The sequence below is a fragment of the Flavobacterium sp. 28YEA47A genome, assembly GCF_041262125.1.
Taxonomy (GTDB): Bacteria; Bacteroidota; Bacteroidia; order Flavobacteriales; family Flavobacteriaceae; genus Flavobacterium.
In genome coordinates this window covers 220,481-246,448 of record NZ_JBGCCI010000006.1, presented here as the reverse complement: position 1 = coordinate 246,448, position 25,968 = coordinate 220,481, and the positions used below count along the sequence as shown (strand labels likewise).

Genomic DNA, 25,968 nt, shown 5'->3' with positions numbered 1-25,968 from the left:
ATTATTGCCACTACACCACCCTTTAATGATGTCCAGGATTAAACCAGCGCTTATTGTCGTATTCCTTTTTCTGGCTTTTTCTCTTTTTTCCCAAGAACAGAATAACAATCTCTTGGATTCAGAAATCAGGAAAATAGCACTTGAAAATAAGGACAAGACTGATTTTTATAAAGCGCAAGCTTTCTTTTTAGAAAAAAACTGGGATTCTACCCTGGTATATTCCATGAAACATCTGGCACATGCTGGTCATCAGGAACTCGCAGATTACTGCCACTATTTTAGGGCATTTAGTTTCAAAAACAAAAAATTGCTTCAGCAAGCCCGAAAGGAATTTTTACAGATTTCGAAAAAGTTTCGTTTTTACTATAAAGTCAGGCTTTATCTGGGTGAAATTGCCTTAGAGGAAAGCAATAGCGAACTGGCAATCCGCTATTTCAAAGAAATAGAAAACCTCCCGGAAACCGGCAACTATGATTTTAAAAGAGGTGTAGTGTATCACAATCTTGGTGTATGCTATCTTCACCAAAAAAGATACGATCAGGCTGATGCCTATTTTTCTAAAGGCGCAGAAGTCATGCAGGCAGAAAAAGATACAATCTCCTTAATTGGTTCGTATATGAATATTGCAAACCTTTACTACGAACAATACAAAGACAATCTTGCTATTCCGTATTTTGAAAAAGCCTATTCCCTATCCAAAAAGATTAAAAATGTAGAATTAAAGCAGAATGCTGCGCTGAATATGGCAGTCGTTGCAGAAAACAACAAGAATTTTCCTCTTGCCTTAACCTACAGAAAAGAATACGAAAGCTGGAGAGATTCTCTAAATGACCAGAACAAAGTATGGGCGATTGCAGAACTGGAAAAGAAATTTACCGTCAAGCAGAAAGAAAAGGAAATTGGCATTCTGGAAGCTAAAAATAAGGTGAAAATTGCTGAAAGAAATGGCTTTTTCTATTCTTCTTTACTGTTGTTGGTTTTGTTTGGAACAGGTATTTATTTCTATAGACAGAAAATAAAAAGCAACCGCATCATTCTATCACAAAAAAACAAACTCGATGAATTGAATGCTGCCAAAGACCAGCTTTTTTCTATCGTCAGCCATGATCTCCGTTCGTCTGTCAATGCACTAAAAACCAGCAACTCTAAGTTAGCAGAAAGTCTGGAAAGCAAAAATTTCGAGGCACTTGACAAACAACTTCAGAGCAACAGTGCTATTGCACACAGTTCGTATAATCTGCTTGACAATCTGCTGCATTGGGCATTGCTCCAAACAAAACAGCTTTATTTCCATAAAGAATCGGTACACTTGTTTTCTGTCGTACAGCAGATGGAATTTAATTACAAGCCACTTATGCTAGAAAAAAATATAAGTTTTGAAAACTCGGTTCCAAAAGCATTATTCGCCTATGCCGATTTAAGTTCTTTAAAAATAATCCTGCGAAACCTGATTGACAATGCCATCAAATTTTCCAGAGAAAATGGTCAGATAACAATTCATGGCAGTTCTTCAGAAGATTTTTGTACCTTGACCGTTGAAGATTCCGGACAAGGAATGAGCCAGGAAATAATCAGCCAGCTTTTGGATCAATCGGCACTGGTATCTAAAAAAGAAAATCCTGAAAAAAGCGGAACCGGATTGGGTATGCAATTATGCCTGTCAATGGCACAGAAAAACGAAGGAAAATTACTTATTGAAAGCGAAGAAAATAAAGGTACAAGGATTAGCATACAACTCTTAAAGGCAAAGAAAAATGAGTAAGGTAAGCGTATTGATTATTGAAGATACACCGGCAGAAAGCGAGGCACTTGTCAAAGTACTCACGCAAAACAATTATGCTATTGCTGGTGTAGCTACTACATTCAGCGAGGCTTTGGCCTTATTTTATAAAAATACGGTAGATATTGTAATTATTGACGTTTTCCTGAATGGCACACCCGAAGGCATCACTTTTGCGGAAACCATCAACATTACTCCTGATATTTCACGCCCTTTCGTATTCCTAACGAGTTCCAACGATCGCCAGATTTTTGAAAGAGCCAAACTCACAAAACCTTTTAGTTTCCTCCTAAAGCCATTTAATGAACTGGAAATCCTGTATGCGATAGAAATGGCCGTTGAAAAATTTTACGAACAGTCCAATGTCTTTCTAAGTGATGACCTGGATACCGTTCTCAGCACCGACTCTCTATTCATCAAGAAAAAAAACTCTTTGAAAAAGGTGTTGATTGACGATATTGTTTATATCGAAGTTGAAGAAAGATATTGCAATATTATTACGGAACATGAAAAATTCGTCATCATGATTTCACTTACCAAAATCAGCGAACTTTTGGAAAAGAACAAGTTTGTCAAAACCCATAGAAATTATATCGTAAATGCGAATAAGATTGAAGAAATAGTATTGCACGACAATTTGGTTATCTTAAAAGGAAACCATAAAGTAACTTTAAGCGAAAAACATAAAGATTTTATCAAGAAGCTGAATATCCTAAGATAAGGCATTTTCTCCTTACATTTTAACAGCTCTTCCCATCCGGAAGGGCTTTTTTATTCCTCAATTTTCATGCGTTGTTTTTCACGGCTCATGTCAATATTTTCCTTACTCATATCATTTGTTTACTACAACCCTGGCAACCCCTGTAATTTTAGTTCAGAATACAAAAGAAAGCTAGCATCGATTGTTTCTGGGCTTATTTGAAAATCCCCCTTCCTAAATAACCTGCATGTGTTTACATGTCTTACCAACCTGAATTAGGATTTTATTTTAAATAGGCCATTTATTAAAACTATAGGGAAGCAAGCCGAAAAACCCTATAAAAGAGTAGGCAAACCGATACATAAATAACATGGCAAAAATAACAAACGTAGAAAAAGTAGAAGAAGGCGCCGTTTATAACGGATATGACCATCTGTCTGCTATGGAATGGTGTACGCCCTCCTTTTTGAGTTGTAGCGCATGTATAAGCGCTAGTGCAGTCAACGGATTAGTAACCATAACCATTAATTTAAAGACACCTTTTGGTAATGTTGGTAAAAGTTTCAACTTCAATTCAAATGTAAGCTTCACTTGGCAGCCTTTCTCAAGATTTAAAATTTCTGTAAGCATCACTAACTTTAACGAAGCTGGTGGTGTTTTTAGTTTTGACCTAGGGCTACAGCCATGTGTTGATGTTCCTTTCTTGGGATGGAAATGCTTTAATTTCAGCCACCACTTTAGCGTGCCGTTGAAACTGAATGGTATTGAGAGCGATATCGATGACAGCCAATTTGCAAGTACCATAGCATTACATTCAGGAAATGCTTTCAACGCTTCATGTGGATGCGACGACAAAGGATCTTCTTTATTGCAAGGCGACATTTACAACAACTACCTGAACAGCCAAGCCGGTTTTCCAACGATTCCAGTAACGCAGTGCTTTCCAATCCCTACTGTTCAATGTATTCCAACTGTAACTTCATGTATCACTGGAGTATCACCAATATGTGCTGCACAGAAGGAAGCTAATCTTGGAGCTGGTTTTCCAACGATTCCGGTAACGCAGTGCTTTCCAATCCCTACTGTTCAATGTATTCCAACTGTAACTTCATGTATCACTGGAGTATCTCCAATATGTGCAGCACAGAAGGAAGCTAATCTTGGAGCTGGTTTTCCAACGATTCCGGTAACACAGTGCTTTCCAATTCCTACTGTTCAATGCGTCCCAACTGTAACTTCATGTATCACTGGAGTATCTCCAATATGTGCAGCACAGAAGGAAGCTAATCTTGGAGCTGGTTTCCCTACGATTCCGGTAACACAGTGCTTTCCAATTCCTACTGTTCAATGCGTCCCAACTGTAACTTCATGTATCACTGGAGTATCTCCAATATGTGCTGCACAACAGGAAGCTAATCTTGGAGCTGGTTTTCCAACGATTCCGGTAACGCAGTGCTTTCCAATCCCAACAGTACAATGTATTCCAACTGTAACTTCATGTATCACTGGAGTATCTCCAATATGTGCTACGCAGAAGGAAGCTAATCTTGGGGCTGGTTTTCCAACGATTCCGGTAACACAGTGCTTTCCAATCCCAACGGTAAAATGTATTCCAACTGTGACTTCATGTATCACTGGAGTATCGCCAATTTGTGCTGCACAACAGGAAGCAAATGTTGGAGCTGGTTTTCCAACGATTCCGGTAACACAGTGTTTTCCAATCCCAACAGTAAAGTGTATTCCAACTATAACTTCATGTGTTACCGGAATATCACCAATCTGTAGTGCTCAGGAAGGACTTGTTGGCGCACCGGCTGCTGAGAATATACCAACTATCGTTGCCTCACAGTGTTTTCCAACATTGCCGCAGTTTTGTTATCCAACAATGCCTCCTGCTTGTACTCCTTATCCTACCCTAGCTATATGTCCTCCAACACAAACAAGCATATGTAGCACAAGACCTGCTATATGTGACTTTACCAAGCAGGGCAATAATGGCGGGCTAAAAGCAGCAGCAGTTCCGACATTACCGGTAGACCAGTGTGTACCTAGCGTTGGTTGTATTCCAACAATATCTTGTATCCCTACAATTTCTTGTACCGGAATACCATTTATCTGTTAAGAATATTGCATTTCTTCATAAGCCGCGAGATTAAATCTTGCGGCTTATTCTACTAAATTCTTAAAAAAACTACTATGCAGCTAATTCCTGAAAATGTATACCACTACCTGCACAAAAGGCAGCTTATTGATGAAGAAACCGTAGTCAATGGCCATTTTATGGTACATCCTGTAAAAACCCGAAATACGATACTAAAGATAGTTCTGGAACCTCATAATTCTCTTTTTGTAAAACAGACAGCGAACGATGCCGTGTCCAAAAGCCTTTTTTTACGAGAAATAAACGCTTATGATTTATTCAAGAACAGCCAGACATTTTCTGCTGTTGCTCCTCTTACTTCACGTCTATTAGACCATGACGATGAAAATAATGTAATGGTTTTTGAATTGTTGCACAATGCAAAAAACCTGACCGAGTATTATATGCTCACTAAAAATTTCGACTTACATCTTGCCCGAGAGCAAGCCACTATATTGGCTCTATGCCATATCCGTCCTAACGCCGAAACAGATATATCTTTATTTCCAAAATTACTTCCATGGGTGTTGCAACTAGACCGCCATAATGCCGATTCTTTTTTTGCAAATAACGAAGCCAGTGCATCAGCAATTCAATTAATCAAGGATAATCCTCTATTGCTAAACGCTTTGTCACAATTGGGAGCTTCTTGGCAATACACCCATCTTATTCACGGTGATATCAAATGGATTAATTTTTTGGCTATTGAAAATGAAAACGGGATCAGCCAAAGACTTATTGATTGGGAATTGGCAGATATCGGAGATCCGATGTGGGATGTTGGCGGACTTCTGCAATCTTATGTTGCAACATGGCTTTTGGGATTTGACAATAACGATCCTTTTAGCAACCAACTGCCAGAACATATGAAATTTTACGATCTTAAAAATATGCAGCCATCGGCACAAGCCTTTATCTACCAGTATTTAAAAGAAAAGACTATTCCTGAATCAGACCACCCGGCTTTTTTTACACGATTGATGCAATTTACTGCCGCCAGGATCATACAAACCAGTGTTGAAGGCATTACTTTCAATACTAAAATAGAAGCCAACAATATGCGTTGCATCCAGCTTGCTTTCAACATCATGAAAGATCCTCTTGCTGCTTTAGAAGAATTGTTTGATATCAAACTTTATCAATATGTTTAAAGATTCCACTATTATAAAAGAGCTTACCCGGCTCATCAATCAATTACAGATTACCTCTTCCCATATTGTGTTCAGAGGTAAACAATATGCTGTGACACCAGATACTTTACAGGAATCGCTTACCCGGATTCTGTATTCTGAATGTTATGCCCTCAAAGAATCCTACCAATCCAGTTTACATTATAAGCCTAATTATTCAATCGAGAATGACGCTAATTTTATGAGACTGCTTTCTCAAAATAACCATAGCAAAGACAGGATTGAACAGGGCTGGCAGGTCAAGACCAATTATCCTGGCGGCTATGTTGAAGTCGTTAGGCATTCAGAAAGCCACATCGTTCCGTTAAGTGCATTAAAAGAAACCAGTGGACAAAATGTTTCTGTGTTTTTTCCGAAAGAAGACCAACATCGACAACCGACCTTTTATTATGTTTTCGGAAATCAGAATCTCGATACTTCAAAAAATCTACTTCGGGTGTATTGGAACATTACAAGCGAAGGCGCTCCCGTATTGATTGACAGTATCACTAAAAAACTCAACCGTTATAATATTCCATTCCTTTTTAAATGCCTCAACCATCCGCAGCTTTATTTCAGACGTGATGCCGCTGTTTTGTATCTGGAAGATACATTGCAACACCTACTCGACGAATTACTTCCTGAATTGTATGGGGATATAAAAGAATATCTTGAAGAAGATGTACCTCTTTTTAGCTACCGTTACCAAAAAGGGATGGGCATGGCAGAAAATCCATCTTCACAGGAAAGTTTTGGAATGAACAGAATGACTACCGTTGCCTCAGTACTTGCTAATTCGGCATCTAAAAAATGGGATACCGACCTAGTGCTTCAGGAAATAGCAACAGCTTTCCAACAAAAAGGAATCGATCCGGAAACTACTTTTTTAAATAAAGGAACAAAAAAAGCATTCAATAAAAAAGACAATCATGGAAGCTATATCTAAAAACACCTTCTTGGAAACGGCATGGGAAATTGGATGTCAATTGATGAAAAACAGCATCTGGCATAACAATTCCTGTAATTGGCAAGGTTATTCTGTTGAATTCGTTGATGGCGCCTACCAGCCTATTATAAGAACTTTTGGAGCCGATTTGTATTCCGGAACTTCAGGAATTGCACTTTTTCTGACGGCATTATATGCTGAAAGAAAAGACCCAATCCTGCTCAAAACGATAGAAGGAAGCATCGCCCATATACAAAACAATATCGATACTATACCTGATCTTGGTTTTTACGCAGGAAAATCCGGCATTGCCACTGCCCTGATCCACATTGGGAAGGAACTGGAACGGGAAGATTGGGTTGAATACGGACTCAGTCTGCTCGACAGCATTATTCCTTCATCATTACAATCTCATGAAGTTGATGTCATTAGCGGCGCAGCAGGAACAATTCCGGTGTTAATTGACGCTTATAAGACTTTCCAAAAACAAGATTTGCTGGACAAAGCCATCACACTCGGACATTTGTTATGTGATATGGCTGTAAAAAATGAAACTGTATGGTCTTGGGCAACGGTTCCCTCTTCTAAAAACTTAACAGGATTTTCTCATGGATCATCCGGTGTTGCCCTGGCCTTACTACAATTACATGAAGTTACCGGAGAAGAAATTTTTCTAAAAGGTGCTGAAGGAGGTTTTAATTATGAAAGACAATCTTTTGATATTTCACAGCAAAACTGGCCTGATTTCAGAGACGGAGTTTCTACAACAACTGCAAAAGTCTGTGGACTGGCATGGTGCCATGGTGCTCCCGGTATTGCCTTATCACGCTTAAAAGCAAATCAGACAAAAGCCAATGCTGTTTTTGTACAGGAAATGAGTGTTGCTTTAAAAACAACAACTTCAAGTATTTATCATGCTCTTACAGATAATCTAAATACCACAAATTATTCTTTATGCCATGGAATCGCGGGCAATGCAGAAATATTGCTGGATTGCGGCGGAGTTGAATACCATCAATTAGCAGAAGCTGTAGGAACTGCCGGCATCCAAAAATATCAGGAAAACCGAATTTCATGGCCTACTGGCATCAACACCGGACAGTATACGCCCGGACTGATGATGGGAATTGCCGGAACAGGTTATTTCTATCTTAGGCTGTTTAATAAAAATAAGCATAAGACTTTCCTGGTTCCTGGTTTGCAAGATTAACAGCGGCAGCTCTTTTTTCCCCTATGCTTTATGCAAAAAATGCCTCTCAAATGAGAGGCATTTTTTTATAGTTTTCGAATATAACTTCCGTAAAGATCATTAAACTGATAGCCTTTGACAATCCTGTCTTTGCTGAGTTTGTTGTATTCGACCAGTCCCCAAAGTACAAATTCTTTCATAAAGTAAATATCCTCAGGTGTCACATCAGGCTGGTATTTGGCTATCAACGCTCTAAGCGGAATAATAGAATCAAGCTGTTGTTTGTATTCTGCATCAGTCGCATCGTCTAAAAGCTCAAAACCACTTTCATTGAAAAACCAATCAACCATGTCTTTATAAGGACTTTTTTCCTCTTGTTTTTCGAGCTTTTCTATTTTTGGAAAATACATCGAAAAGAAAGTCTTGATAGCATCACCAATCAGATGTTGGGCTACAACTCCTGCTCCTTCCTGTTCGCCTTCATAAACCAATTCTACTTTTCCGGTAATGGCAGGAATAATTCCCATAAAATCAGAAAGTCTCAAGACCGTTTTTTCAGCTCCTGTTTTTAAAGCTCTGCGTTCTGCCGTACTCAACAGATTTTCAAAAGCCGTAATACTTAATCGGGCACTTATACCACTCTTAGCATCAACATATTCGCTTTCGCGGGCTTCAAAACTAATCTGTTCCAGCAAATCTTTTGCCAATGAAGGCACATGTATTAAATTACTTTGGCGGCTGTCAAGATTGGATTCCTGTTCAGTAATCGTTCTTGCAATTTCGATACTTTCCGGATAATGCGTTAATATCTGTGAACCGATTCTGTCTTTTAGCGGCGTGACAATACTTCCTCTATTGGTATAATCCTCTGGATTGGCAGTAAATATAAATTGCATATCCAAAGCTAAGCGTACTTTAAATCCGCGTATCTGTATGTCTCCTTCCTGCAATATATTGAAAAGGGCCACCTGAATTCTTGCCTGAAGATCCGGCAATTCGTTAATAACAAAAATACAGCGGTTGGCTCTTGGTATCATCCCAAAATGGATAACCCTGTCGTCAGCATATGATAGTTTCAGGTTGGCGGCTTTAATCGGATCTACATCACCTATCAGGTCAGCTACCGTAACATCTGGTGTCGCCAGTTTTTCAAAAAAACGTTCGTTTCTGTGTATCCATTCTATTGGCGTATTGTCGCCATGTTCTTCAATACGGTTTTTGGCATATCGTGAAATAGGCTGCAACGGATCGTCGTTGATTTCGGAACCTGCCACAATCGGCATCCATTCATCTAATAAGTTAACCATCAAACGTGCCAGTCGGGTTTTGGCCTGACCGCGAAGTCCTAGTAAGTTAATGTTGTGACGTGAGAGTATGGCTCTTTCCAATTCCGGAATAACAGTGTCTTCGTAACCATGTACACCTTGAAAAACGGTTTCTCCTTTGCTGATTTTCTCCCGAAGATTGTCACGCAATTCGTCTTTTATACTTTTGGATTGGTATCCTGATTTTTTTAGTTCCCCTAGGGTTTTTATAGTTTCTGCTTTCATTTTTATTCTTACTCTTTTTATTAGGGATTCTTTTACTTTGTCTGTTATTTTATTCTTTTTTTTCTGTTGGTTTCATAATCTTCAAAAATCATTTCACCCAAGCCTTTTAGTCCGGTATAGAACGCCTTTCCCTGATTGGCTTCTGTAAAATAATTGACAAATTGCTGCAAATACGGATCGTTGGCAATCATAAAAGTAGTGATTGGAATATGCAGTTTTCTGGCTTGTTGCGCCATGGCATAACATTTATCAACGATATAGTCGTCCAGGCCATAACTGTTCATATAATACGAACCGTCACGTTCGCGTATGCAGCTTGGCTTACCGTCTGTTATCATAAAAATCTGCTTGTTGGTATTTCGTTTCCTGCGTAGCAAATCCATTGCCAACTCCAATCCTGCCACAGTATTGGTATGATAAGGTCCTACTTTGAGATAAGGCAAATCTTTTATGGCAATTGGCCAGGCATCATTTCCAAATACCAATATATCGAGCGTGTCTTTCGGATATCGTGTAGTAATCAGTTCTGCCAAAGCCATAGCTACTTTTTTAGCCGGCGTAATACGGTCTTCTCCATACAAAATCATACTGTGGCTGATGTCAATCATCAACACGGTACTCATCTGTGCCTTGAATTGGGCATCTTCTACCACAAGGTCATCTTCGGTCAGTTTAAAACTGTCTATACCATTATTGACCTGGGCATTTTTCAGGCTTTCCGTTAAAGAAATCCGTTCCAGACTGTCTCCAAAATGAAACTCCCTGAATTCTCCCGTATGTTCGTCTCCGTTTCCTGAATGTTTTGTTTTGTGATTTCCTGAGCCGCTGCGCTTCAGATTTCCAAAAATCTGATCGAGTGCCTGCTGGCGTATGGCTCTTTCTGTTTTTGATGTAATGGCTAGTCCGCCAGAACCATCATCTTTTATTTCTTCCCGTATGTATCCTTTTTTCTTAAGATCTTCGATAAAGTCATCAATAGTATAGCTTGAATCCGTCAGTTTATATTCCTTATCCAATTCCCGAAGCCAATCAATAGCTTCGTCAAAATCGCCTGAAGTGTGCGTTATTAGTTCTTTGAAAATTTCGAAGAGTTTATCAAAAGGAGACAAATTAGGAGCTTCGTATTTTTTGAATAAGAAGCCTTTTCTTTTATTAGTTTCCATAGATGATAAAATTAATGTTTAATCAGATGTGATGGTTTGGGCACGGTATTAATTTTTAGTTAAAATGAAGTTCCGCTTCCATCGAATTGTTGACAAGTATTAATTATAATTTTTTGTCGCATTTGAAATTGAAATAGCTTTGCAATTCATCTAAAGATTTATGACCGATTATATTCACGACCAGAATTACTCAAATGAAGTTTATACAGAAAATGCTTTCAATCTGAAAGAATTTGAGGTATGCCATTTTTCAAATTGTGATTTTACACGCTGTAATTTTATCGGAGTTACTTTTACAGATTGTAGTTTTACCAACTGTGATTTCAGCGGCGCCCGAATCAATCATGTGGCTTTTAGGGGAGTGAATTTTATCGATTGTCAGGTATTGGATGTCAATTTTTCGATGTGCGACAAGCTGATTTTTGAAATCCATTTCAAAGACTGTATTCTGGATTTTTGCAAATTCTATGACCTGATAATGAAAGGCACTACGTTTAGCAATTGCAGCATGATTGCACTCGATTTTATGAACACAGACCTGACCAATGTATTGTTTGACCATTGCAACCTGCACAAGAGCGTTTTTTCAAATACAACGGCTATCAAGGCTGATTTTACGACAAGTTATAATTTCTCTATCGATCCGGAAAAGAACAAAATCAAAAAAGCCAGCTTTTCATTAGCCGGCCTTAAAGGTTTATTGCAAAAACACGAGTTGATAATCAAAGAATGATTAGCCGTGTATGGTTTCTTTTTTGCCATATTTTGCAATGACAGTGGCTTCAAATTCAAGCCATTCTTTCCAACGTTTTTCAACATCAATTCCCTGTCCATATTTTCTAGCATAGGAAATAAATGTAGTATAATGTCCGGCTTCGCTTTCCATCAGGTCACGATAAAATTTTGAAAGTTCTTCGTCATTGATATTTTCTGAAAGTACTTTAAAACGCTCACAGCTTCTAGCTTCGATCATCGCTGAAAAAAGCATCCTTTCTACAAACCCGGACACACGACTTCCGGTATTGCTGCGTTTCATATACTGCGCCAATTCTCCAACATATTCGTCTTTACGCTCACGCCCCATCTTTAATCCGCGCTTCTTGATAATTTCGTGCACCATTTCAAAGTGTTCGATTTCTTCTTTTGCCAAAGCCAACATATCCGTTACCAAATCCGGATACTCCGAATTGATCGTGATGATAGTAATAGCATTCGACGCTGCCTTTTGTTCACACCAGGCATGGTCTGTCAATATTTCTTCAATATTGGTTTCTACAATGTTTACCCATCTTGGGTCGGTTGGCAATTTTAAGCGCAGCATTGACATAGCGTATAATTTAAGTTGCAAATTTAGGGATTTGTTTTGAAATGAGCAGCTAAGATGCCAAGGGACTAAGACACTTAGAAACTTGGTAACTTATATAAACCCAAAAGGAACCTCGATATGGCGGTTCCTTCTGGTTACTAAACTCAATAACAAATTTGATTTTTGACTTTGCCCTATTTGTTTTTCAGGCAAGCCGTTTTGAAGATTTTGATTGATTTGATGATGATTGAAACTCTGCTGATGAGGCAGTTTTAAGATTTTCTAGGCCTAGCATTATCGATAAGATCTTGATTTGCTATGTCATAATTGTAATAAATGGCGCTAATATTTGGGTTTAAATACTTTGTGAGCTTATAATGTACATTTCCAGTGATCGTTTTCCCATTGATGATAATAGAATTGTGAGAAAGCTTATAGGACAAATTGTCTGTGCTTGCAATTGCCTTTTCTTTTGCCAAAACCTGTATGATTTGATTATTTATGTCATTTGAAACATCAATACTGCCTGTTTTTTTGTCCCCTTTTATTTTATAAATTTTATAAATACTGTCTCTATTAAATTTCATTTTCTGTAGTTCTTCCTGCTTTATTTTCTTGATTTCAAACATTTCTGCTTTTTTCAACACAAACTTAGCTTTCTGATCTGCCAACCACAATTCTTTTTTTTCTTTTAAAGCATCCATTTGGGCTCTTTTTTCCTGAATCATTTTGCCTTGCTCAGCTTTTTTATACACAATCAGGTCTTTATTTTCCTTTATTTGTTTGATTAGGGCTTCTTTTTGTGCTATGATATCGGCCTTTGTCTGGTCGGTTACAATACAAATTCCTAATTTTTGCGCTTCTTCAAATGTCATAGGCCTTATAATTTGGTAAGTAGCACCAGTAGATTGTCTGTATTTATCGGCTTCCATTCTGGCCTTATTAAATTCAATCTTGGCTTTTTCATGCTCTTTTTTAGCCTTCTCATGTTCTTTCCAGGCTTTTTCGTCTTCCTTCTTCGCTATTTCATTTTCCTTTCTTGCTATTTCGTGTTCTTTTTTGGCCTTTTCATGCTCCTTCATCGCAATTTCATGGTCTTTTTTAGCCTTTTCAAATTCAATTTTCGCCTGTGAAGCTCCCATCTCATATTGTTTGACTTCATCTGGAGAAATCGTACCTTCCTGTTGGGCTTTCTGAGCTTCAACTTTTGCTTCTTCGGCTTTAATTTGAGCTGTTTCAGCCTCAACTTTTGCTATAGCGGCAGCTTTATGTGCATCTTGCGCAGCGATTTCTGCCTGACGAATTTCCTCTTCTCCTAACAACTTATCTCTCGTTAGGTTTTTCAGATAGACTATTTCAGCCTTACTTTCCTTTTCAGCTGTTGTTGCTGTTGTTGCCTTAGTATTCGAACAAGCCAAAGAAAAGCTTAACATGATAATGATGCAAAGTGATAGAAAAGTCTTTTCGACAGTATTGAGCGACTTATTATTGTCCTGAATGATACGTTTTGTTCTTGCCAAAAGCTGGTTTTTATTTTTTCCAAAACCAAGTGCCAATTCGTTCTGTTTCATATTGTATTCCTGAAAAGAAACCAAAGCATGGATAAATTGGGATTTGCTTTGCGTAATAGCAACAGCAATATCATCGCAGCAGTTTTCTCTTTCATCTTTGATTAATGAAGATATCCAAAGGAAACCTGGATTAAAGAAGAACAGAATTTCGGCAAAACTTTGCAATAAATTGATGAAGTAATCCCTGCGTTTGATATGTGCCAGTTCATGCAGCAATATTGCTTCTATCTGGTCTTGCGGAAGATTAGAAAGCAATCCGACCGGAATCAGTATAATTGGCTTGAAAAAACCCGTCACGGAAGGAACTTTGACCAATTGGGATTCTAACAGTACGATATGTTTTTTGATGTTCAGTTTTTTACTAAGATCCACTACTCTGCTGTTCCAATATTCAGAGGCATTGTGAACTTTATAGTTTCGGATTCTGTAAACATTTGTCAGGTTTCTAAACACACCAAAACATTTTATAGCAAAAATCAGGAACCAGATTGCCGCAATTGTCGTTGCGTGCTCATTAAGATAAATTCTGGCTTTTTGTAAATAATCGGGAGCGACTTCTGTTGGACTTGCCATTACATTTTTTAGCTCCAAAACTGTTGTGCCTGTTATCGTTCCTTCTGAAACTATTACCGTTTCTTGCTGGTATTCATAATTAAATGTAAATCCTACTGCTAGTATGAAAATCAAGAACAATCCGGACAGTATATTATAACGAACTATCGCTTTGGATTTTCTTGTAAACACTATAACCAATCCGGCAACAATTGCCAGAATCAATCCTTGCCACACTGAATGGATCAGTGTCCAAGAAATTGCCTTCAATACGTTTTCATTTGGCATAATCATAGTTTGATTTTTTAAGTTATTATTTTTTTTGGTCTAACTGATCCAAAAGATTCCGAATTTCTTCGATTTCTTCTTTAGTTGTGTTTTTATTTCCTAACAGCTGCATCACCAAGCTGCTGCTGGAGCCATTATATAGTGCATCAACAAATTTTTCCAAAAGGAATCCTTTTGTTTTCTTTTCTTCTATTGCCGGACTATAAACGTGTTTCATCTGGCTCTTATCGCTAACAAGCATTCCTTTTTCGGTCATGATCTGCATCAATTTTAAGGTTGATGTATACTGAACGGCTCTTTTTTGCTCATTAAGCTGATCGTTTACAAATCGTACTGTCGAAGGGCCAAACTGCCATAAGACTTGTAAAATTTCTAGTTCTGATTTTGTAGGTTCTGACTGCATATCCTGTCTACTTAATTTTTACGCCCTCAGATCGTATCGAGAGTTCTGGTTGTGTTATTATATATTTGGAAATCTTATTGTTTTCTGCTACAAATTCGTAGTAAACCTCAGGCTGGAAACCATCAACCAGGAATTTATTTTCTGAAACCGGAATCAGTTCCAGTTTATTTTCCGGGTCGAGCTTAGTGTATAGCTTTCCTTTTTCAAAAAGCAATTCTCTTTCTTTTCCCTTATCATTTTTATACGTTCCTGCCATTTCTTCCATTTTCTTCTTATCTGCCTTATAAAGAGTACCGAAAAGTATATTTTTAACCTCCATTTGAGGGATACTTGTTTTTTCGGAGGATACGTTCTGAAGCATGATTATAGTGTAGCCTTTATCCAGATAACGGGCTATATAAGTCACATAACCCGACCATCCTCCGCTATGCGATACTACTTTTCCATATACGTCACTTGATGATATTCCCCACCCAAAACCATAACGAGTTGCTTTGCCACTTTGGGTTGGATAGGAACTGAAGATCAATTCTTTGTCCTGTTTATTGACTAATTTGTCAGTATACAACGCCTGATCCCATAATAAAAGATCGGATGTTGTCGAATTGACCATACCATCACCAACGATTCCGTCAAGATAGATTGAATAATAATCCTTGCTTATTTCATCTGGCGTGACAAACCCTTTTATAATGTCAGAATAAATATATCCTTTTGTGACATTTTTAATCTTCTCAGGCTTAAACCATCTTCTGTAAATTCGGGTATCGTTCATTTTTAAAGGCTTGAAGATGTTTTCCTGCAAGTAATCCCCAAAGCTTTTTCCTGAAGCCTTTTCAATAATGCTGGCCAGTATGGCATAGCCGGTATTGCTGTATTCGTGCTTTTCACCCGGCTTAAATAAAACTGGTGGTTTCTTATTTACAAACAGGTCAATAATCGTCTGATTTGTCGCAAAACCATTGTGATTTTCTTCTTCGCCCATAAGTTCCATGTAATCTGGAAGTCCTCCCGTATGCACCAGAAGATTCTTAATCGTGATGTCATTATACATTGACAATTCCGGCAAAAATTTGGTGATAGGGTCGTCATACGAAAGCTTTCCTTGCTTTTGTAACAGAACGATTCCCATTGCAGTAAATTGTTTAGAAACAGAAGCCAGTTCAAAAACCGATTTACTTGTCAGTTTTTCTTTTGCTTTGACATCGGCATAACCGAACGATTTCTGATAAATGACTTTGCCCTTATCTGCAATCAGGATATTGCCGTTAAAAGTGCCATCGTTTGCAGCAGATTGGAACAGGCTATCCAACTTTTCAGTTTTAGTCTGTGCCATTGCAGCCTGCAAAAAAAAGATGGCTGAGATTGTAATTAGTTTTACCATTTGATTGATGATGATAGTTATTAAATAAACAATAATTTATTTTGATCAAACCAAAGGTAGGAAATTTTTCGTACGAAAAAATTATTAGCCTATTTTTTTTGAAAAAAATTATCTAATAAAAAAAGCCCATACAAAATGTATGGGCTTAACTCTATTTTTCAATGTATGATTAATAGACGAAAATTGGTCTTTCACTCATCATTTCGTTTACTTCATCAGCTATTTGCTCTAAAAGTTCTTCGTTAGTATGGTCTTGGATAACTCTGTCCATCAAATCAACAATAGTTTCCATATCAGCCTCTACCAAACCTCTGGTTGTGATTGCAGCAGTTCCAACACGGATACCTGAAGTTACAAACGGAGATTTATCGTCAAACGGAACCATATTTTTGTTCACAGTAATTTCAGCTTTAACCAATGCATTTTCTGCTTCCTTACCTGAAATATTTTTGTTTCTAAGGTCGATTAGCATCATGTGATTATCCGTACCTCCTGAAATTATATTATAGCCTCTTTTTACAAAAGCTGCTGCCATTGCTTTGGCATTTTTCTGAAGTTGTCTTGCATAAGCAAAAAACTCGTCAGATAGAGCTTCACCAAAAGCTACTGCTTTAGCTGCAATAATATGCTCCAACGGTCCACCTTGATTTCCTGGGAAAACAGCAGCATCTAATAAAGAAGACATCATTCTGATTTCGCCTTTAGGTGTCTTGATACCAAATGGGTTTTCAAAATCTTTGCCCATCATAATCATACCACCACGTGGGCCTCTTAATGTTTTATGCGTAGTTGTTGTTACGATATGGCAATATGGAATTGGGTCATTCATCAATCCTTTGGCAATTAAACCGGCAGGATGCGAAATATCAGCTAACAATATAGCACCAACGCTGTCAGCGATTTCTCTAAAACGAGCAAAATCCATATCACGGGAATAAGCCGAAGCTCCTGCAATAATCAATTTTGGCTGCTCTTTAGTCGCAACTTCCTGAATTTTATCGTAGTTCAGCAATCCTGTTTCCTGATCTACTCCGTAAAATACTGGATTATATAATCTTCCTGAAAAGTTTACCGGAGAACCGTGTGTCAAGTGTCCACCATGTGAAAGGTCAAAACCAAGAATCTTGTCTCCTGGCTTTAAGCAGGCATGGTAAACTGATGCATTAGCCTGTGAACCGGAATGCGGCTGTACGTTAGCATATTCTGCACCAAACAAAGCTTTTGCTCTGTCAATCGCAATCTGTTCGATTACGTCTACTACTTCACAGCCACCATAGTATCTTTTACCAGGATAGCCTTCTGCATATTTATTAGTTAGTATTGAACCTGCCGCTTCAAGCACTTGGTCACTCACAAAGTTCTCTGAGGCAATCAGTTCCAATCCGTGGATTTGTCTGTCTTGTTCTTCTAATATTAAGTCAAAAATTTGTTCGTCGCGTAGCATTTGATAATTTTTTGTTAATTTGAGGACAAAAATACAAAAAGCGTTTGTTAAAATGCCATATAACGATATATTTGATACTTGATTTATAAACAAATAAACTAACAATAATAATGCCTATAACAGCAAACGACCCTAATAGGAAATCATGGCTGGAAGTACCAAACGACAGCGATTTTCCTATACAGAATATACCTTTTGGAGTTTTCCTTACCAAAGATGATGTAGTCACAATTGGAACAAGAATTGGAGACTATGCCATTGACCTTGGTGCTTTGCAGCAACTGAACTATTTTGAAGGAATTGACCTGACTGATGATATGTTCATGCAAGACACCCTAAACGACTTTATCTCAGATGGTAAAAAAACATGGAGATTGGTACGAAACAGGATTGCAGATATTTTTGACGCTACTAATTCTGAACTAAGAGATAACGAAAAACACAGAGAAACTGTCATTTTTAAGATTGAAGATGTTGAAATGCAACTGCCTGTATTAATTGGTGATTATACTGATTTTTACTCCAGCAAAGAGCATGCAACCAACGTTGGAAAAATGTTCCGTGACCCAGAAAATGCCCTGCTTCCTAACTGGCTTCACATTCCTGTAGGCTATCATGGAAGAAGCTCAACCATTGTTCCTTCCGGAATCCCAGTACACAGACCAATGGGACAGACGTTGCCTAATGGTGAAACAACGCCTGTATTTGGCCCATCAAGATTAGTTGATTTTGAATTGGAAACCGCTTTCATTACAACCGATGCTAACATCATGGGAGAAAATATTCCGGTACATGAGGCAGAAGATTATATTTTTGGGATGGTTCTTTTGAACGATTGGAGCGCCAGAGACATCCAGAAATGGGAATATGTACCGCTAGGGCCATTTTTAGCAAAAAACTTTGCTTCTTCTATTTCACCTTGGATTGTAACTATGGATGCTTTAGAGCCATTCAGAACAAAAGGCCCGATTCAAGAACCAATGCCATTGCCTTATCTTCAGGAAAAAGGCAAAAAAACTTTTGATATCAACCTGGAAGTTTCCATACAACCTGAAAATGCAGAGGCAACGATTATCTCAAAATCCAACTTCAAGTACATGTATTGGAGTATGAGCCAGCAATTGGCACACCATACTTCTAACGGATGCCGCGTTAATTCAGGCGACATGATGGGTTCTGGAACTATTTCCGGTCCTACTCCTGACAGCTTCGGATCAATGTTGGAATTGACCTGGGGTGGTAAAAATCCACTGACTATGAACGATGGTTCAGAGCGTAAGTTCATTAACGACGGCGATACGGTGATTATGAAAGGCTATTGCGAAAATGACAGCGTACGAATTGGATTTGGAGAAGTTTCCAGCAAATTGTTACCTCCTTTTTTCAGAAAATAATATAGTTTCAATATTTTACAAAAGCTCCGGTATTCCGGGGCTTTTTTGTTTTGGTATCTAAAGCAGAAAACACTTTAAAAAAAGATATATCTTTGCCTAAAATTTTAACATTTATGAAGAAGATTACTATCCTGTTTCTAGTGTTTGCTTTAGCATCTTGTGGCGTAAAACAAACTACCAATATGTTAACCAGCGGTGATTATGACGGAGCTATTGATAATGCCGTAAACAGTCTTCGTTCTAACAAAGACAAAAAAGGAAAACAGGATTATATCTACTTGCTTGAAGAAGCCTTTGCAAAAGCAAAAGAACGCGACTTACGCGATGTTCAGTTTTTAGCAAAAGATGCCAATCCAAGAAATCTGGAACGTATCTATACTACCTATGTCCAGTTAAACAACCGCCAGGAAAAAATACGTCCGCTTTTGCCTTTGCGCCTGATGAAGGAAAACAGAAACGCCATCTTTCCATTTGATGATTATACAGACCAAATCGTAAATAGTAAAAATGCGCTTTCAAAATATCTTTATGACAACGCCAAAGCATTACTTTTGACAAAAGACAAGATGACTATTCGTCGTGCCTATGACGATCTTCTTTATCTTGACCAAATCAATCCAGGTTTTAAAGATATCCGAAAACTTATGGATGAAGCCCAATTTAAAGGAACTGATTTCGTAAATGTTTATATGAGAAATGAAACCAATATGGTTATCCCGATACGTCTTCAGAACGACCTTTTAGATTTCAGTACCAACGGATTGAACGACAAATGGACAGTGTATCACAGCAGCAAGCAAAAAAGCGTCAATTATGATTTTGAGATTGTGGTAAACTTCCGCCAAATTAACATATCTCCGGAACAGGTAAAAGAAAAGCAGTTTATTAAGGAGAAACAGATAAAAGATGGTGTGAAGAACCTAACGGATTCACGCGGGAATGTCGTTAAGGACAGTTTGGGTAATGTAATTAAGGTTGACAAATTCAAAACGATTAAGGTTGACATTTATGAATTTACGCAATTCAAAGCCGCTCAAGTAACCGCCAAAGTTGATTATATTGATTATAAGTCCGGCCAATTGTTACAAACTTTCCCACTGACCAGCGAATTTATTTTTGAAAACATCTACTCTACTTACCGAGGTGACAGAAGAGCTGCTGAAGATTCGTATTATACTTATTTCAACCAAAAAGCAGTTCCTTTTCCTTCTAACGAACAGATGATTTATGACACCGGTGAAGATTTGAAAGTAAAGCTAAAGAATATTATTTCCCGAAACAGCATCAGAAGATAATTCTTAAAAAACAGCCGCAAACACAAGGTTTCACAGCATACAACAAATTAAATTACAATAAATTAACATAATTAGTATTTATTTATAGGATTTTATAGGTTAAATTTATCACAACCTAAATTTATCAATTATGAATAAAACTACTATGCTATGCTCATTCCTTATGGGCTTATCGGTGTATGCGCAAAAGATCGAAGATTTTGAACGCATTGAGGTAGACGGTTTTTACACCAATCCTCTTTTTTCTCCAACAGGAGAATATGTCCTTTTAACCGGAGAACATCTTAAAGGTGTCTATCTTCTGGAAATGAAAACCAACACTGTAAAGCCTATTTCAGACAAACCGGGTAGCGGTTATGCTTATGTTTGGGACAAATCAGGCGATTCTTTCTATTTTAGGGAAAAAACCGATAAGGAATATTTCTCAAATGCCAAGGTCATTAACTATAATGTCCGCGACAACTATTCAAAAAGGGCAGAAAACATTGATCCTAACTACCTGCCGTCATACAGGGGCGTTTCAAAAAAAGGAGATAAGCAGATCGTGGTGTATACCAATCTGGCTAACTTAAAAATAGAAGCCAAAGACCTGTCTACTTCAAGACAATGGGTTGTAACCAATGATGAAGGCCAATTCTACAACGCTATCATTTCTAACGATGGCAAAAAAGTAGCCGTACATAACGGAGCCGATATCTATATTTATGATATTGACGGAAAAACCAAAGGCAGAAAAATCGGAACAGGAATCGCCACCGCCTGGTCTGAGGACGACTCCTATCTTATCGGGTTTTTAGACGAAAGCGAAAACGGACATACCGTTAGCAATTCAGAATTGTATCTTTTTGATGTTGAGAAAGCCAAGACTAAAAAGATTACGAATACTGAAGTGATTTTTGAAATGTTTCCGACCATCCACAAAGACAAAGTCATTTTCTCAGATGACAAGACCGGAAGACTCTTTATCGCAACTCTAAAAATGAATTAAGATGAAAAAAATAGCCTTTATATTTGGTTTATTGCTATGCTCATTAGGAATAAACGCACAGATTGTTGTACTTGATGCGGGTCATGGTTATGGAACCAGCACTAGTGACAATCCTGACGGAAGAACGGCCACTGAAATAGAAACGGCTCTTGCTGTTGCACAAAAAACGAAAGCCCTGATTGATAACAGCTGTACATGGACAGTGCATCTTACAAGAACAACCAATGTAAACGGATGGATTTCTGTTAACCAGAGAGCTACAATGTCTAATAACTGGAATGCCGACCGTCTTTTAAGTATCCACTGTAATGCAGGTGGAGGAACAGGAACTGAAACCTTCTACTGTACTGCTGATGATACCGATACTGCTCCTGATATTGCTTTTGCGCAAAAAATTCAGGCCGATATGGTAACACATGGTTCCTGGACTAACAGACGTTGTGTAGAAGACAACAGCTTTTTAGCCTACCATTTGGGAGTTCTAAGGTATTCTTCTGCTACTGCATGTTTGAATGAAATCGGTTTTGTCGATACAACAGCAGATGCAGCAAAATTAAACAGCAACACCTGGAGAGACAGCTTTGCTCTTGCGTACTTTAATGCTTTCAAATCCAACCTAAACCTTACTTGTACTGCTGTAGCCGCTCCGGGAACTTTCTCGCTTACGCTTACGCCAGAATGTAGCGGAACTGCTACCCAAAACCGTTTAAACTGGACAGCTTCAAGCAATGCAACTGGATATGATATTTACAGAAACGGTGCACTATACGCTAGTAATATTACCGGAACACAATACATCAACACGCTTGTAACTGGCGGAACAACTTACACCTATTATGTTATTGCTAAAAATGCTTCTGGAACAAGAACAAACTCCAACGGAACACTTTCAGCCGCTACACTGGTATGTAATGCAACACCGGGAAGTTTCACAATGTCAGCAACAGCAACTTGCAGCGGAACACAAAGCGCCATCAATGTTACCTGGACAACTTCCAGCAATGCTACTTCTTATGACATTTACAGAAACGGAAACCTATATGCTCCAGACGTTACAGGAAATGCATTCCTGAACACCTATCTGATTACTGCCGGAACCAGCTATTCTTACTATATCAAGGCGAAAAATGCCAATGGTTCTATCAACAATTCTAACGGAACACTAAGCCGAACTGCTATAAGTTGTTCTGCCAAAGCTGCAGGTCCTATAGGAAAATCTGTTGAATTGGATGTGAAAATCTATCCAAATCCAAACAGCGGACAGTTTACAATTACCGTTGATAAAACTTCAGCAAGCGACGTTCATTATTCGATATATGATATTACAGGCAAAGTAATAGAATCGAAAAATATCGAAAGCGATGGACGTTTAGAGACAGCTGTCGATATTTCAAGACTTCCATCTGGAACTTACATTATCAACGTAACAACAGATAATCAAGAGTTTACTAAAAAGATTATCAAAAACTAATACTCTTTTTTAATCCAAAATAGAAATCTGGAGTCCAAAAGGCTCCAGATTTTTTTGTTACATTTATACAACATTTTGTTAAAAACAATCAACACTGAAAATTATTATATTTTTTGTGTACATTTGCACCGATGAATAATTACAAGTTACATACAACTTCTATCCTACGGACATTTCCTGCACAAACTTTGCGGGTTGTGCGGTCATAATCTGTACCGCCAAAGTTTAACGAGTCCGAAACTTTTATTCATTTTTTCATTTTTCAGTTTTGAAATTTCCAATCATTTTAAAGGGATACAACTATCCTGACTTTACTACACTATCATTATTTTTTTCAGCTTCGGCCAATTTCCGGCCATAGGTCTGCTATATTTCTATGAAATAGGTCCGTCCTGTTTCTTCCCTCCGCAGTCTTTATAATCATCTTATTTTTTAACCCAATCTTACATTTGAAAAATGAATGTAACCATCTGTATTGCTCAAAAAGAGCACTATAAGTTCGCGCAAGAAATTTGCGATACCATGGAAGCTTCGGCACTTTTGAGAGGTACCGGAATTGCAAAAAGGTCGCCAGAATACATCCAGAAAAAGATGCAAAACAACGACGCCATAATCGCTTTGGAAAATGGAAAATTCGCAGGTTTCTGTTACATTGAAAGCTGGGAACACGGCCAGTTTGTAGCCAATTCCGGGCTGATTGTTCATCCTGATTTTCGTCATCTCGGGCTTGCAAAAAAAATCAAGACGAAAGTCTTTGAGTATTCACAGGAAAAATATCCGGGAGCAAAAATTTTCGGAATTACTACAGGTCTGGCAGTAATGAAAATCAATTCCGATTTGGGATACAAACCCGTTCCTTTTTCTGAATTGACTGCCGATCCTACTTTTTGGGCTGGATGCAAAGGTTGCACCAATTATGACATCCTGGAACGTAAAGAATTCAAAATGTGCCTTTGTACAGGGATGCTTTATGATCCGGAAAACAAAAAGCCGGAAGAAGTGAAATTCAATAAAAAAGTGCTGACAAGATTGAAACAAATCAAGCAGACATTTCTAAAAAAATAATCTAATGAAAAAAGTAGTTTTAGCCTATAGCGGCGGTTTGGATACCTCATTCTGCCTAAAATATCTGAAAAATGAAAAGCAACTGGAAGTACACACCATACTGATAAACACAGGAGGTTTTGATACCGAAGAATTGAGCGCTATTGAAAAAAGAGCTTATGAATTGGGAAGCGCTCAGCATATCAATCTGGATATCATTGATCATTACTATGAAAAAGCCATCAAATTTTTAGTCTTTGGAAATGTACTAAAAAACAACACCTATCCCCTATCTGTAAGTGCAGAAAGAGTTTTTCAGGCTATAGAAACCGTAAAATATGCAAAAAAAATAGGCGCTTCGGCTATTGCTCATGGCAGTACCGGTGCCGGAAACGACCAGATCCGTTTTGACCTGATTTTCCAGACAATTGCACCCGAATTGGAAATCATTACGCCTATCAGAGATTTGAAATTGTCGCGTCAGGAAGAAGTAGATTACCTTCAGAAAAATGGCGTGGATTATTCCTGGGAAAAAGCACAATATTCAATCAATAAAGGCATCTGGGGAACAAGCGTTGGCGGCAAAGAAACATTGACATCCAATCTTTCATTACCTGAAAGTGCTTATCCATCACAGCTTCAAAAAACAGAACCAAAAAAAATAACACTTCATTTCAAAAAGGGAGAAATCATTGGTCTTAACAATGAATTTGACAAACCATCGGCCATTATTACTAAGTTGGAAAAATTAGCCAGTGCCTTTGCTATTGGAAGAGACACTCATGTTGGTGATACGATTATCGGCATCAAAGGAAGAGTTGGTTTTGAAGCAGCAGCTCCACTGATTATCCTAAAAGCGCACCACTTGTTGGAAAAACATACGCTTGGGAAATGGCAGCAATATTGGAAAGAGCAGTTGGGCAATTGGTACGGTATGCTATTTCATGAAGGACAATTTTTAGACCCTGTGATGAGAAACATCGAAACCTTTTTAGAAGATACGCAAAAAAATGTGACAGGAACTGTTACTGTAACCCTAAAACCGTATCATTTTTCATTGGACGGAATCGAATCCGAACACGACCTGATGAATAGCAAATTTGGCCAATATGGTGAAATAAACAATGCCTGGACGGCTGACGATGCCAAAGGTTTTATCAAGATTCTTGGCAATGCCCAATCTATTTATTCACAAGTAAATTCCGTCGATTATGATTAAAGTAGGAATTATTGGAGGTGCCGGTTATACTTCGGGCGAATTGCTTCGAATTCTGGTAAACCATCCAAAAGTAGAAATTGATTTTGTTTTCAGCACCTCACAGGCGGGAAAACCTTTAACAGCGGCACATCCAGATTTGATAGGCGAAACCGATTTGGTATTTACAAACAAAATCAATCCTGATGCAAATGTCGTATTTCTATGCTTGGGACACGGAAAATCCAAAGCCTTTTTAGAAAATAACGAATTTGCTTTGCATACCAGAATCATCGACCTGAGTAATGATTTCCGTCTTGACTATGATGCGAATTTTAATTCTAATGCTTTTATATACGGCCTGCCGGAGCTGAATAGAAATAAAATAGCTACCGCAAAATACATTGCCAATCCGGGATGTTTTGCAACAGCTATCCAGCTTGCTCTTTTGCCTTTGGCTTCAAACAGCTTGTTAGAAAACGATATTCATGTCAATGCCGTTACCGGAAGTACCGGAGCCGGAGTACAGCTCTCAGAAACCACGCACCATAGTTGGAGAAATTCAAATATTTCCCATTACAAAACTTTTGAGCACCAACATCTGGCAGAGATAAAACAAAGCCTGAGCAGCTTACAAAATGACTTTGGAAAAGAAATACTGTTCATCCCGAATCGTGGCGAATTTACCAGAGGGATTTTTGCAACACTCTATACCAAAACAAGCAAGAGCGAAGAGGAATTGATTGATCTGTATCAGAATTTTTATAAAGAACATCCTTTTGTATGGGTTACTACTGAAGACATCAGCCTAAAAATGGCAATACAGACCAACAAATGCATCCTTAGCCTGGAGAAAAAAGGAGATTATCTTTTGGTGACTTCAATTATCGACAATCTGTTGAAAGGAGCATCAGGACAGGCTGTACAGAACATGAACCTAATGTTTGGACTTGAAGAAACGACAGGATTAAAATTAAAACCCAGCGGTTTTTAAAC

The 25,968-nt window shown here is 38.1% G+C and carries 21 protein-coding genes; 14 read left to right on the top strand and 7 right to left on the bottom strand.

Features of this window, described 5'->3' with window-relative positions; all coding sequences use genetic code 11:
- The first annotated feature begins 25 nt into the window (after positions 1-25).
- The 6 genes from ABH942_RS10895 (at position 26) to ABH942_RS10870 (ending at position 7,945) form a co-directional block, all read left to right on the top strand.
- Entirely contained in the window at positions 26-1,762 is a 1,737-nt protein-coding gene (locus tag ABH942_RS10895; protein ID WP_370031882.1) for an ATP-binding protein, read from the top strand.
- Complete coding sequence (locus tag ABH942_RS10890; protein ID WP_370031880.1) at positions 1,755-2,501, top strand: LytR/AlgR family response regulator transcription factor; 747 nt, start codon at positions 1,755-1,757, stop codon at positions 2,499-2,501. Before ABH942_RS10895 ends, ABH942_RS10890 begins: the two co-directional genes overlap by 8 nt.
- A gap of 349 nt (positions 2,502-2,850) precedes the next feature.
- Positions 2,851-4,602 carry a hypothetical protein gene (locus ABH942_RS10885; RefSeq protein ID WP_370031878.1) on the top strand — a complete coding sequence of 584 codons (1,752 nt, stop codon included), beginning with the start codon at positions 2,851-2,853 and terminating at the stop codon, positions 4,600-4,602.
- Positions 4,603-4,676: 74 nt separating this feature from the next.
- On the top strand, positions 4,677-5,771 hold the full coding sequence (locus ABH942_RS10880) for a phosphotransferase family protein (protein ID WP_370031876.1): 1,095 nt from the start codon (positions 4,677-4,679) through the stop codon (positions 5,769-5,771).
- Positions 5,764-6,735: a T3SS effector HopA1 family protein gene (locus ABH942_RS10875; protein ID WP_370031874.1), complete on the top strand. Its 972-nt coding sequence runs from the start codon at positions 5,764-5,766 to the stop codon at positions 6,733-6,735. The genes ABH942_RS10880 and ABH942_RS10875 overlap by 8 nt, the downstream gene beginning before the upstream one ends.
- Complete coding sequence (locus tag ABH942_RS10870) at positions 6,719-7,945, top strand: lanthionine synthetase LanC family protein (protein ID WP_370031872.1); 1,227 nt, start codon at positions 6,719-6,721, stop codon at positions 7,943-7,945. The genes ABH942_RS10875 and ABH942_RS10870 overlap by 17 nt, the downstream gene beginning before the upstream one ends.
- Positions 7,946-8,010: 65 nt before the next feature.
- On the opposite strand, the gene ABH942_RS10865 is transcribed toward ABH942_RS10870, so the two are convergent.
- Positions 8,011-9,474: an AAA family ATPase gene (locus ABH942_RS10865; protein WP_370031870.1), complete on the bottom strand. Its 1,464-nt coding sequence runs from the start codon at positions 9,472-9,474 to the stop codon at positions 8,011-8,013.
- A 44-nt stretch (positions 9,475-9,518) separates the two neighbouring features.
- Positions 9,519-10,637, bottom strand: coding sequence for a VWA domain-containing protein (locus ABH942_RS10860; RefSeq protein WP_370031868.1), 1,119 nt, complete (start codon positions 10,635-10,637; stop codon positions 9,519-9,521).
- Between the two features lie 160 nt (positions 10,638-10,797).
- On the opposite strand from ABH942_RS10860, the gene ABH942_RS10855 reads away from it, so the two are divergent.
- Positions 10,798-11,370: a pentapeptide repeat-containing protein gene (locus ABH942_RS10855; protein WP_370031866.1), complete on the top strand. Its 573-nt coding sequence runs from the start codon at positions 10,798-10,800 to the stop codon at positions 11,368-11,370.
- On the opposite strand, the gene ABH942_RS10850 is transcribed toward ABH942_RS10855, so the two are convergent.
- The 5 genes from ABH942_RS10850 to glyA form a co-directional block, all read right to left on the bottom strand.
- Positions 11,371-11,958 (bottom strand): tRNA-(ms[2]io[6]A)-hydroxylase, encoded by a 588-nt coding sequence (locus tag ABH942_RS10850; protein WP_370031927.1) that lies wholly within the window; start codon positions 11,956-11,958, stop codon positions 11,371-11,373.
- Between the two features lie 257 nt (positions 11,959-12,215).
- Positions 12,216-14,360 carry a M56 family metallopeptidase gene (locus ABH942_RS10845; protein ID WP_370031864.1) on the bottom strand — a complete coding sequence of 715 codons (2,145 nt, stop codon included), beginning with the start codon at positions 14,358-14,360 and terminating at the stop codon, positions 12,216-12,218.
- A 19-nt stretch (positions 14,361-14,379) separates the two neighbouring features.
- Positions 14,380-14,757, bottom strand: coding sequence for a BlaI/MecI/CopY family transcriptional regulator (locus ABH942_RS10840; RefSeq protein ID WP_370031862.1), 378 nt, complete (start codon positions 14,755-14,757; stop codon positions 14,380-14,382).
- A 7-nt stretch (positions 14,758-14,764) separates the two neighbouring features.
- Positions 14,765-16,141 (bottom strand): serine hydrolase domain-containing protein, encoded by a 1,377-nt coding sequence (locus tag ABH942_RS10835; protein ID WP_370031860.1) that lies wholly within the window; start codon positions 16,139-16,141, stop codon positions 14,765-14,767.
- Positions 16,142-16,310: 169 nt separating this feature from the next.
- On the bottom strand, positions 16,311-17,585 hold the full coding sequence (gene glyA, locus ABH942_RS10830; RefSeq protein WP_370031858.1) for a serine hydroxymethyltransferase: 1,275 nt from the start codon (positions 17,583-17,585) through the stop codon (positions 16,311-16,313).
- Between the two features lie 110 nt (positions 17,586-17,695).
- On the opposite strand from glyA, the gene fahA reads away from it, so the two are divergent.
- The 7 genes from fahA to argC all read left to right on the top strand — a co-directional run bounded on the left by fahA (position 17,696) and on the right by argC (position 25,966).
- Entirely contained in the window at positions 17,696-18,979 is a 1,284-nt protein-coding gene (gene fahA / locus ABH942_RS10825) for a fumarylacetoacetase (RefSeq protein ID WP_370031856.1), read from the top strand.
- Between the two features lie 113 nt (positions 18,980-19,092).
- Positions 19,093-20,274: a hypothetical protein gene (locus tag ABH942_RS10820; RefSeq protein WP_370031855.1), complete on the top strand. Its 1,182-nt coding sequence runs from the start codon at positions 19,093-19,095 to the stop codon at positions 20,272-20,274.
- Between the two features lie 130 nt (positions 20,275-20,404).
- The gene (locus ABH942_RS10815) at positions 20,405-21,262 is read left to right on the top strand and encodes a TolB family protein (RefSeq protein ID WP_370031853.1); all 858 of its coding nucleotides are present in this window, start codon (positions 20,405-20,407) and stop codon (positions 21,260-21,262) included.
- Between the two features lies 1 nt (position 21,263).
- Entirely contained in the window at positions 21,264-22,733 is a 1,470-nt protein-coding gene (locus ABH942_RS10810) for an N-acetylmuramoyl-L-alanine amidase (RefSeq protein WP_370031851.1), read from the top strand.
- A 456-nt stretch (positions 22,734-23,189) separates the two neighbouring features.
- Entirely contained in the window at positions 23,190-23,798 is a 609-nt protein-coding gene (locus tag ABH942_RS10805) for a GNAT family N-acetyltransferase (protein WP_139998227.1), read from the top strand.
- Positions 23,799-23,802: 4 nt separating this feature from the next.
- A complete protein-coding gene (locus tag ABH942_RS10800; RefSeq protein WP_370031849.1) occupies positions 23,803-24,996 on the top strand; it encodes an argininosuccinate synthase in 1,194 nt (397 codons plus the stop codon).
- Positions 24,989-25,966, top strand: coding sequence for an N-acetyl-gamma-glutamyl-phosphate reductase (gene argC / locus ABH942_RS10795; protein ID WP_370031847.1), 978 nt, complete (start codon positions 24,989-24,991; stop codon positions 25,964-25,966). The genes ABH942_RS10800 and argC overlap by 8 nt, the downstream gene beginning before the upstream one ends.
- Positions 25,967-25,968: the final 2 nt, after the last annotated feature.